The organism is Kitasatospora sp. NPDC058492, assembly GCF_042720685.1.
Taxonomy (GTDB): Bacteria; Actinomycetota; Actinomycetes; order Streptomycetales; family Streptomycetaceae; genus Kitasatospora.
On record NZ_JBHXMU010000033.1, the window covers coordinates 17,494 to 27,604 of the forward strand.

7 protein-coding genes and 1 riboswitch are annotated in these 10,111 nt (G+C 75.6%); of the genes, 2 read left to right on the forward strand and 5 right to left on the reverse strand.

Annotation, left to right across the window (positions count from 1 at the left end; all coding sequences use genetic code 11):
• Nucleotide 1 precedes the first annotated feature (1 nt).
• From ACFWPI_RS21960 to ACFWPI_RS21970, 3 genes are read right to left on the reverse strand one after another with little or no spacing between them, the layout of a single operon-like run.
• On the reverse strand, nucleotides 2–2,167 hold the full coding sequence (locus ACFWPI_RS21960) for a putative cobaltochelatase (RefSeq protein ID WP_380379957.1): 2,166 nt from the start codon (nucleotides 2,165–2,167) through the stop codon (nucleotides 2–4).
• A complete protein-coding gene (locus ACFWPI_RS21965; protein ID WP_380379960.1) occupies nucleotides 2,164–3,702 on the reverse strand; it encodes a cobyric acid synthase in 1,539 nt (512 codons plus the stop codon). The genes ACFWPI_RS21960 and ACFWPI_RS21965 overlap by 4 nt, the downstream gene beginning before the upstream one ends.
• Complete coding sequence (locus tag ACFWPI_RS21970) at nucleotides 3,699–4,667, reverse strand: cobalamin biosynthesis protein (protein ID WP_380379962.1); 969 nt, start codon at nucleotides 4,665–4,667, stop codon at nucleotides 3,699–3,701. The genes ACFWPI_RS21965 and ACFWPI_RS21970 overlap by 4 nt, the downstream gene beginning before the upstream one ends.
• 107 nt (nucleotides 4,668–4,774) lie before the next feature.
• Nucleotides 4,775–4,907: riboswitch (cobalamin riboswitch) on the reverse strand.
• 297 nt (nucleotides 4,908–5,204) lie between these two features.
• On the opposite strand from ACFWPI_RS21970, the gene ACFWPI_RS21975 reads away from it, so the two are divergent.
• Nucleotides 5,205–6,317 (forward strand): alpha/beta hydrolase family protein, encoded by a 1,113-nt coding sequence (locus ACFWPI_RS21975; RefSeq protein WP_380379964.1) that lies wholly within the window; start codon nucleotides 5,205–5,207, stop codon nucleotides 6,315–6,317.
• Nucleotides 6,318–6,662: 345 nt separating this feature from the next.
• Nucleotides 6,663–8,096, forward strand: a complete 1,434-nt coding sequence (locus ACFWPI_RS21980) for a hypothetical protein (protein WP_380379967.1) — start codon at nucleotides 6,663–6,665, stop codon at nucleotides 8,094–8,096.
• 99 nt (nucleotides 8,097–8,195) lie between these two features.
• On the opposite strand, the gene ACFWPI_RS21985 is transcribed toward ACFWPI_RS21980, so the two are convergent.
• Both ACFWPI_RS21985 and ACFWPI_RS21990 read right to left on the reverse strand, forming a co-directional pair.
• On the reverse strand, nucleotides 8,196–9,074 hold the full coding sequence (locus tag ACFWPI_RS21985; RefSeq protein WP_030059975.1) for a CDP-alcohol phosphatidyltransferase family protein: 879 nt from the start codon (nucleotides 9,072–9,074) through the stop codon (nucleotides 8,196–8,198).
• Nucleotides 9,061–9,753 carry a phosphatidylserine decarboxylase gene (locus tag ACFWPI_RS21990; RefSeq protein WP_371519410.1) on the reverse strand — a complete coding sequence of 231 codons (693 nt, stop codon included), beginning with the start codon at nucleotides 9,751–9,753 and terminating at the stop codon, nucleotides 9,061–9,063. Before ACFWPI_RS21990 ends, ACFWPI_RS21985 begins: the two co-directional genes overlap by 14 nt.
• Nucleotides 9,754–10,111: the final 358 nt, after the last annotated feature.

Genomic DNA, 10,111 nt, shown 5'->3' on the forward strand with positions numbered 1-10,111 from the left:
CTCAGGCCGCCTTTCGCATGGTGGTGGCACGGTTCTCACGACGGTTCTCCTGCCGGCTGTCACGCCGGCCGTCGTGGCGGTTCTCGCGGACGAGCGAGGCGACGCCCTCGGGGCGCAGCTCGTCCAGACTGACGGCGGTGCCGCCGAGCAGTCCGGCCAGGGTGCGGGCGAGGCCGAGCCGGACGGGGCCGGACTCGCAGTCCAGCACCACGCTGGCGGTGCCCTGCGCGGCGAACAGTCCGGCCGCGCGCTGCGACCGGGCGAGCGCGTCCCGCCCGCCGGTGGCCCGGCCGTCGGTCACCACGACCAGCAGCGGGCGGCGGCTCGGGTCGCGCAGCCGCTCCACCCGCAGCACCTCGTGCGCGCGCAGCAGGCCGGCGGCCAGCGGGGTGCGGCCGCCGGTGGGCAGCGACTCCAGCCGGGCCGCGCCGACCTCCACGGACGAGGTCGGCGGCAGCGCCAGTTCGGCGTCCGCGCCCCGGAAGGTGATCATGCCGATCTTGTCGCGCCGCTGGTAGGCGTCCATCAGCAGGGACAGCACGGCGCCCTTGACGGCGGTCATCCGCTGCCGGGCGGCCATCGAGCCGGAGGCGTCGACGACGAACAGTACCAGGTTGGACTCCCGCCCCTGGCGGACCTGTTCGCGGAAGTCGTCCTTGCGCAGCACCAGCGCCCGGCCGGCCCGCCCGCGTGCCGCCTGGTGCGGCGCGGCGGCCTGCAAGGTGGCGGTCAGGTGCAGGCGGCTGAGCGTGCCCTGGGGGCGCCGGGCGCGCACGGTGTGCCCGCCGGTGGTCTCGGCGGGGGAGCGGCGGCCCTGGGCGCCGTGGCCGGTGCCCTGCACGGTGAACAGCTTGGTCCGGTACGGGTCGCCGGCCGCGACCGGCGCCGACTCCCGGGCGGGGGCGGGGTGTTGGGCCGGTACGGGCTGCTGGAGCGGCTCGTCCGGCTCGGCGGTCGATGCCTGCGGGCCGGAGGCGGGCTCGGGGGCCCCGCCGCCGTCCGGGCCGCCGCCGGGGCCGCCGTCCGGGCCCGGACCGTCGTCCTCGGGGCCGTCGCCCTCGCCGTCCCCGTCGCCCTCGGCCTCTCCTGAGCCCCCGAGCTCCCCGGACCCCTCGGGCTCCGAAGGCTCCGATGGCTGCGCGGGCTCCTCCGGCTGCGCGTGCTCCTCCAGCGTCCGGTCGAGCTGCTCCTCGTCCAGCCCCGGCGCGTCGAAGGGGTTGCGGCGGCGCCGGTGCGGCAGCGCCAGCTGGGCGGCCTTGCGGACGTCCTCCTCCAGCACCTCGGTCCGCCCGTCCCAGGCGGCGAGCGCGACGGCGGTGCGGGCCATCACGATGTCGGCGCGCAGCCCGTCCACCTCGAACGCGGCGCACACGGCGGTGATCTGACGCAGCGCCACATCGGTCAGCTCCACCTTGGGCAGCAACTCCCTGGCGGCGGTGATGCGTTCGGCGAGCGCCTGCTCGTCCGCGGCGAACCGTGCGGCGAAGCCGGCCGGGTCGGCGTCGTAGCCGAGCCGGCGGCGGACCACCTCGGCGCGCTCGGCCGGGTCCCGGGTGGCGGCGATCTCGACGGTCAGGCCGAACCGGTCGAGCAGCTGCGGCCGCAGCTCGCCCTCCTCGGGGTTCATCGTGCCGACCAGCAGGAAGCGGGCGGCGTGCCGCACCGACACGCCCTCGCGCTCGACGTACGAGCGGCCCATCGCGGCGGCGTCCAGCAGCAGGTCCACGACGTGGTCCTGGAGCAGGTTCACCTCGTCGATGTAGAGCACGCCGCGGTGCGCCTTGGCGAGCAGCCCCGGCTCGTACGCCTTGACGCCCTCGGCGAGCGCCCGTTCCAGGTCGAGCGAGCCGACGATCCGGTCCTCGGCCACGCCGACCGGCAACTCGACCAGCTGGGCGGGGCGTTCGGACGCCGAGGGGCGGTCGTGCGGCCCGTCCGGGCACTGCGGGTCCGGCGCGGACGGGTCGCAGGCGAACCGGCAGCCGTCGACGGCCGCGAGGGTCGGCAGCAGGCCGGCCAGCGCGCGCACCATGGTCGACTTCGCGGTGCCCTTCTCGCCGCGCACCAGCACGCCGCCCACGGCCGGCGAGACCGCGTTGAGCAGCAGGCCGAGCCGCAGGTCGGGCATGCCGACGATCGCGGTGAACGGATAGCGGACGTCACTCATGCATACTCCCCAGGTGCCCCGGGCGCCAGGAACGGCAGCGATCCGGCCGCCGGCACCCCGCCCTCGATCAGCTTCCACAGCGCGTCGGTGTCCGCGTGCTCCTCGATCAGGTCGCCCAGCCGGTCCAGCCGGGCCTCGCGCGCCTCGGCGAACGAGGTGTCCGGCGCCGGCACGAACGCCCGGCCCGCCAACGCGGCGACCTCGCGCAGGAGTTCACGACGGAAGCCGTCGTTCTCCAGCGCGCCGTGCCAGGTCGTGCCCCACACCGGGCCGACCCGGCAGCCGTCCAGGCCGTGCCCGTCGTCATCGGAGAAGAACGGCTCGCCCCCCTCCACGGCCACCACCCCGTGGTGGATCTCGTAGCCCTCGACCCGCTGCCCGTACGCCGTGCCGACCGGGCGCGCCAGCACCTTCTCGGCGCCGAACCGCACGTGCGTCGGCAGCAGGCCCAGGCCCTCGACCGAGCCGGCCCCGGACTCCACCTCGTCCTCGATCCCGCGCGCCAGCATCTGGTAGCCGCCGCACACCCCGAGGACCGGCAGCCCGGCCGCCGCCCGCGCCTTCAGCGCCGGCTCCAGGCCGCGTTCGCGCAGCCAGGCCAGGTCGGCCACGGTGGCCCGGGTGCCGGGCAGCACCACCAGGTCGGCGTCGGCCAGTTCCTCCGGCCGGGTCACCCAGCGCACCAGCACGCCGGGCTCCTGCGCCAGGGCGTCCAGGTCGGTGAAGTTCGACAGCCGGGGGAAGCGCACCACGGCCACCCGCAGCACGTCCGCCCCGAGCGGGCCGCGGCCGTCGACCCGGTCCACCACCGTGGACAGGTCCAGCGAGTCCTCGGCGTCCAGCCACAGGCCCGGCAGCATCGGCAGGGTGCCCAGCACCGGACGGCCGGTCAGCCCGTGCAGCATCTCCAGGCCGGGCGCCAGCAGCCGCGCGTCGCCGCGGAACTTGTTGACGAACCAGCCCGCCACGTGCCGCTGGTCCTGCGCCGACAGCAGCGCCAGCGTCCCGTACATCGCCGCGAAGACGCCGCCGCGGTCGATGTCCCCGACCACCACCACCGGCAGCCCGGCGGCCGTCGCCAGGCCCATGTTGGCGATGTCCCGGTCCCGCAGGTTGATCTCGGCGGGCGAGCCGGCGCCCTCGCAGACCACCACCTCGTAGCGGCGGCGCAGATCCGCCAGGCACTCCAGCGACCGTTCCAGCAGGACGGGCTTGCGCTCGCGGTAGTCCAGCGCGCCCACCTCGGCGACCGGCCGGCCCAGCAGCACCACCTGGCTGCGGCCGTCCGCGCCCGGCTTCAGCAGCACCGGGTTCATCGCCGCCTCCGGCTCCACCCAGGCCGCCTGCGCCTGCATCGCCTGCGCCCGGCCGATCTCGGCGCCGTCGGTGGTGACGAAGGAGTTCAGCGACATGTTCTGCGCCTTGAACGGCGCGACCCGCACCCCCTGCCGGGCCAGCCAGCGGCAGATGCCCGCGGTCACCACGCTCTTGCCCGCGTCCGAGGTCGTCCCGGCGACCAGCAGTGCGTTGCTCATGCCCTTCCCCTCCACCGTGTCATCAGCAAGCGCAGCGCGACGTGCCCCGCGACCGTCGTACCCAGGGCCAGCGCGCCCACCCGCCGGGAGAGCACGCAGGCCCGCTCGATGTCGTCCACCGTCACCGGGCGCAACTCCGCGCCCAGCACCGGCCGGTGCTCCACCCGCTCCCCGTACTGGAGGGTCCCGCCCAGCCGGACGCCCACCGCGCCCGCGAAGGCCGCCTCCGCCTGGCCCGCGTTCGGGCTCGGGTGCGCCGAGCCGTCCCGCCGCCAGACCCGCCAGGCCGTTTTCGGCTGCGGCGCGGCGGCCACCGTGAGCAGCGCCGTCAGCCGGGCGCCCGGCCAGCCCGCCACGTCGTCGAGCCGGGCCGAGGCCCAGCCGAACCGGGCGTACCGCGGCGAGCGGTGGCCGACCATCGCGTCCAGCGTGTTCACCGCGCGGAACGCCAGCAGCCCCGGCGTGCCCGCCAGCGTGCCCCAGACCAGCGCGTTCACCACGGCGTCCGCCGTGTTCTCGGCCACCGACTCGACCACCGCGCGGGCGATCTGCGGCCCGTCCAGCGCGCTCGGATCCCGCCCGCACAGGTGCGGCAGCCGTTCCCGCGCGGCCGTCAGGTCGCCCGTGGCCAGCGACCGGCCGATGGTGCGCGCCTCCCGGGTCAGCGAGGTGCCGCCCAGCACCGTCCAGGTCGCGGCGGCCGCCAGCGCGGCCCGGCCCAGCGGACGCCGGCCCACCGTACGGTCCAGGGCCACCGCGCCGGCCGCGACCGCGCCCACGCACATCGCCGTGTACCCGGCGCCGGCCACCCGGTCGTCCTGCCACACCCGCCGCTCCAGCCGGGTCGCCGCGCCGCCGAAGACGGCCACCGGGTGGCCGCGCCGGGGGTCGGCGAAGCGGGCGTCCGCGGCGAAGCCCGCGGCGGCGCCGAGCGCGAACGCGGCGGCGCGGGTCAGCGGGCGCACGGCGGGTTCGGCGGAAGGCCGCGTGGGGTCCGGCGGGTCGGGGCAGCCTGCATCGCGTGCGTGTCCTCACTCAGGGTCCGCGCCCTGGATCGACGTACCGGGGGCGAGAGTCTCCTGGCTTCCGGGTCGGACGCACCCCCGGGCCTTCCAGCGGCTTCTGACGGTCCGCCGTGGCAATGTTCCGAGCGTGCTCCCCGGTGACAGTGGCGGGACCGCGCCGGACTCGCACCGGCTTCCTCTGCATGCCTCCGTTTGGCCCCAGGATCCCATCACGCGGCCGAACCGGGAGTCAACCGAGGTCACGGAGGGGTTGGTCACACCTCGGAGCCCTGTCGCCGGTGCCGTTCTCGCCCGCCCGAGGCCCGCCTGACGCCCGCCCCGCCCGACGCCCCGCCGTGACCCGGACGGCCCAGCCCGGTGGCCGCCCGCGCGGCCCCCCGGTGAACTGGTGCCCGAACACCGTCCGAGCACCGCCCGGACACCGCCCGGACACCGTCCGGTCCAAGAGCAGCCAAGACCAGCAGAGCGGGGAGCGATATGCGTTGGGGAACCGCGGCCGTCGTGGCGGCCGCCGTCGTCGGCGCCGGGGCCGCCGTCCTGGTGATCGGCCGTCGGGCCTCCGAACGGCTGGTCCACCCGGCGAGCGCCGTCCGGGAGTCGGGCCCCATCCTGGTGCGGAGCCTCGCCGCGGGCCGGATCACCTTCAACCGCCGCCCCGAGAGCCTGCGCCCCGGCCGCTGGGCCGTGGAATGGGACGACCACGGCCACGCCGTCGTCGAGGACGTCCTGCACAGCGACGAGAACGGTGTCACCCGCCGCCTCGTCCGCGCCGACCGGGGCACCCTCACCCCCGGCACCGAGGTCCGCTTCACCCCCCGCGTCCACCTCGGCGACCCCACGGAGGCGCTCGGCCTCCCCTTCACCGACACCGCCGCCGACGGCGAACTCGGCGCCCTCCCCGCCTGGCGCCTCGACGGCAAACGCGGCACCTGGGTGATCCTCGTCCACGGTCCCGGCGCCGACCGGCAGCAGACCCTCCCGGTCCTCCCCGTGCTCGACCGCCTCGCCCTGCCCGCCCTCGCCGTCACCTACCGGGGCGACCAGGGTGCCCCCGCCTCGCCGGACGGGCTCGGCCACTTCGGCGAGACCGAGTGGCGCGACGTCGAGTCGGCGGTCCGGCTCGCCCTCGACAGCGGCGCCGGCCGGGTCATCCTGTACGGCTGGTCCCTCGGCGCCACCATGGCCCTCCAGACGGCCTCCCGCTCCGCCTGGGCCCATGCCATCAGCGGCCTCGTCCTGGACTCGCCGGTCCTCGACCTGCCCGCCACCGCCCGCCGCGGCGCCGCCCGGGCCGGCTACACCGGCGCCGCCGCCGAGCTCGGCGCCCTCGCCGCCGAGGGCCGCACCGGCGTCGACCTCGCCGACTTCAGCCGCATCGCCGAGGGCGCCGACCTGCGTGTCCCCACCCTCCTCCTGCACAGCCCCGACGATCAGGTCGCCCCGTTCCGCGCCGCCGAGCGCCTCGCCGCCGCCCGCCCCGGCGTGGTCAGCCTCCGGCCTTTCCCGGGCGCCGACCACACCACCCTCTGGAACTCCGCCCCCACCCACTACACCGAACTCCTCCGCCGCTGGCTCACCCCCCTTCTCTGAACCCGGCCCCCCCGCACGAGAAGTCACACCGACAGGGCCTCTGTACGAAACCCGGACCTCACCCGTCAGCCACGGAGTGTGACCGGTCGGGCGGGTAGCGCGACCGCCGCCGCAAGGGTTGAGCCGGGATGGCATGCCCCCGCCACCTGTTTCCGGCCAGGCGGTTTGCCTCTGTTGCCCGATTGTTGCCCGATCTTGGGGAGGCGCCGTCGACGGCCGCCCGTCCGTACAGCCAACCGGATGTGACAGAAGGCCGGTACAAGGGGAAGACTGCTCGACGTGACGTCTCGGAATCCGCGCGACCGTGATGCCCCGCTCCCTCCGACGATCGGTACTGGTGCGACGGTGACCCGTCTCCCCGGTACGGCCCACCGGCCCGCCGCCGGCAAGCCGGGCGGGGCCGGGGTACCCCGCCGACGAGGGCCCGCTGCGGCGCCCGGTCGGGGGAGGGTTCCCGTACCGGAGGGCTTCCCCGCGCCGGCCGAGCTGGCGCCGCTGGCCCGCCGGATGCTGGTGGACGCCGTCCGGATCGCCCGCTGGGCGGGGGACCTGGAAGAGGTCGACAAGCGGGGCGAGCTGCTGCCCGACGACGCCCGTGCGGCGGGTCGGGCGCTGGCCATGACGGTCGGCGCCGCCGCCAAGGCGTGGGGGCAGGCACTGCTGGTCGGCCTGGTGGAGGCCAGGGACGGCGGTGCGGTCCCGGGCTGGCGCCTGCACGCCTGGGAGCACGACGACGAGGCGGTGGTCCGCGGCTGGTCGGCGCTGTTCGACGCCTGGACGCTGCTGGCCCCGGTGCCGCCGGCCGCCCTGCGGGGCGTGTTCGCGGTGCTGGCCGGCCAGGCGGTGGACCAGGCGCCTCAGTTGCTGTCGTTCCTGCACCTGGTGGCCGGTCCGGTGTCGGACGGCGAACTGCTGGAGCTGCTGCGCCGGGGTCTGGACGAGCGCCGGGTGGGTGGCACGGACGGTTCGGGCCTGTCGCCCGTGCCGCACGCCGCCTCGGCGGTGTCGGCGGTCCGCGGCACGTGCCGGGAGCCGCAGATCGACACCCCGCCGTCGCCGGCGGACGTGGCCGCGGTCCTGGACTGGATGCTGGACGGCCTGGCGGCCGTCGGGGCCGTGGTCCGCAGGGACGAGGCCGCCGAGCTGTCGCCGCTGGGCCACTGGGCGGTGCGGGCGAAGCTGGAGGAGATCTGCACGGTCGCGCAGACCGCGGCCGGGCACATCGAGCAGAGCGCCTTCGAGCTGCTGAACGCCTGCGCGGACTACTCGCCGGGCCCGGCGCGGGCCGAGTTCCGCGCCTGGGTGGCGGCCCGTCCGGCCGATCGGGCGGTGGCGGAGCTGCTGGACGCGGCGCAGGGGGACGACGCGCTGGTGCGCGGGCTGGCCTTCGAGGCGCTGCGGGTGGCCGGCGGCCCGGCGGAGCAGGCGGTGCGGGGGTCGGTGGACGAGCCGGTGCTGCGCCCGTACGCGCTGCTGTGGCTGGCGGAGCGCTCGGACGAGGGGGTTTCGCCGGCGGACGTGCTGGGGGCGGAGGACGCGGCCTGGCTGTGGGTGGACACGGCGGCGGCGGTGCTGGACCACGGCGAGACGGAGCTGCTGGTGGGCCACGTCGAGGGCGCCGCGGCGGGCGATCCGGTGCGGCTGTTCGCCCGGGCCCGGCAGTCGGGGCACCCGCGGGCGGCCTCGGTGCTGTCGGCGGTCTCGGGCGTGCACCCGGATCCGGGTGTGGCGCGGGCGGCCCGCCGCTCGGCGTTCAGCGTGCACACCGGCGGCGCCTAGCAGCGCCCGCCGACGCGTAGCAGCGCCCGCCGAAGAGCGAGCACAACGAAGAGGGGCCCGGATCGACTGGATCCGGGCCCCTCTCGCGTACGGGAACGACTAGCCGAGGCGGGACTCCGCCCGCCTGGCGCGGACGTCGCCGACCTTCTGTCCGACCTTGCGCCGGATGACCAGCAGCGGGGCCATCGCGGCGAGCGTGATCTGGGCGAAGGCGCCGACGTGCATCAGGGCGTCGCCGCCGGGCAGGCCGGTCGCCCAGGCCGCGAGGCAGCCGATGGAGACGACGATCCAGCACAGCGTGGCGGTGGCCAGCAGCCCCTGGGGCTTGGGGTACTCGATCCGGCTGACCATGAGGTACGCGGCGCCGAAGATGGCGAGCAGACCGGGCAGGAACGGCGGGTCGAGCAGCACGATGGCGATCACCGTCATCGCGCCCATCGGGCAGGGCATGCCCTGGAACACCCCGGGTCGCATCTTGACGGCGGAGAAGCGGGCGAGCCGCAGGACGACCGCGAGCAGGACGGTGATCGCGATGAGCGCCGAGAGCTTGCTGTTGGAGCCCTGCGAGACCATGCCCCAGACGGCGACGAAGTAGGCCGGCGCGATGCCGAAGCTGATCAGGTCGGCCAGGTTGTCCAGTTCCGCTCCGAGGGCGGAGGAGCGGAGCTTGCGCGCCACCAGCCCGTCGAAGAGGTCGCACATGGAGCCGATGAGCAGCAGCGTGACCGCGGTGGCGGCGCTGTGCCGGTCGGGTGCGGCGTCCGGGTTGGTGATGTGCGGGACGAGGACCCCGGTGGTGATCGAGTAGATCGCCAGGAAGCCGCAGACGGCGTTCCCCAGGGTCAGGAAGTCGGCGGTGGACAGGTGCTGGGGAGAGCGCGGGGCGCGCAGCTCGCGGTCGCGCGCCCAGCGGCGACGGCGCAGGGCCGTCTCCTCGTCGTCCAGGCCGACGATTGTCTCAGGATCAGTCACGGTCAAGGCGCGTCACCCCGGCTGTGGTCTTCTGGCCGACCTCGACGCCGACCTCGACGCCGGCCGGCAGGTAGGTGTCGACCCGGGAGCCGAACCGGATCAGACCGATCCGGTCGCCCTGCTCGACCTTGGTACCGGCGGCGACGTACGGCACGATGCGACGGGCCACGGCCCCCGCGATCTGCACCATCTCGATGTCGCCGAGCTCGGTGTCGAAGTGCCAGACGACCCGCTCGTTCTGGTCGCTGTCCTTGTTGAACGCGGGGACGAAGCCGCCCGCGACGTGCTCGACCGACGTCACCGTGCCGGGCAGGGGCGCGCGGTTGACGTGGACGTTGAGCGGGCTCATGAAGATCGCGACCCGGGTGCGGCCGTCCGGCCAGGCGTCGATGCTCTGCACCACGCCGTCGGCGGGGGAGATCACTCTGCCCGCGCCGATCTCACGCTCGGGGTCGCGGAAGAACCACAGCATGCCCGCGCTGAGCGCACAGGCGGGTACCGCTGCCAGGGCCCACTTGCCGCTGCGCCGGGTGAGGGCGGTGGTCACGGCGGCCGTGGCGAGGGTGGGGACGAACCAGGGGGTGGCTCCGCGCGCGATGGTCACGCGGGGTCGCCGACCGGCCGTCGTGGCTGCGAGGGCATCGCGGTCCGTGACGGAGGTGTGAGGGGACGGGCTGATGGGCATCGAAGACCTTTGTCGCGGGGGATCATGGCCGCTGGACGGGGGCCACCGCGGGATCGGGTAATAGAGGGACGGCTTGCTGTCCCGGTGGATGCTATCGGGAGCACACGGTGGGTGGGCAACCCGCCTGCTCGTTCACGTGTCCGGTGGAAGCGCGTGTGCGCGTCCCACCTCTACGACCGTAGCTCGCCCCGGTCCGGTTCCCAAGGGACCGGACGGGGCTGGTGACACTTGTCTCAACAGGCCCGTCGGCGGAACCCGGTGGGCGGAACGGGCCGTTCGCGGTCCGCCGGGGGCGCGGGACACGGCCTGTCGAGGGTGTGCGGAAGCGGCCGCGGGGCGTGTTGTCGCAGCTGTACGC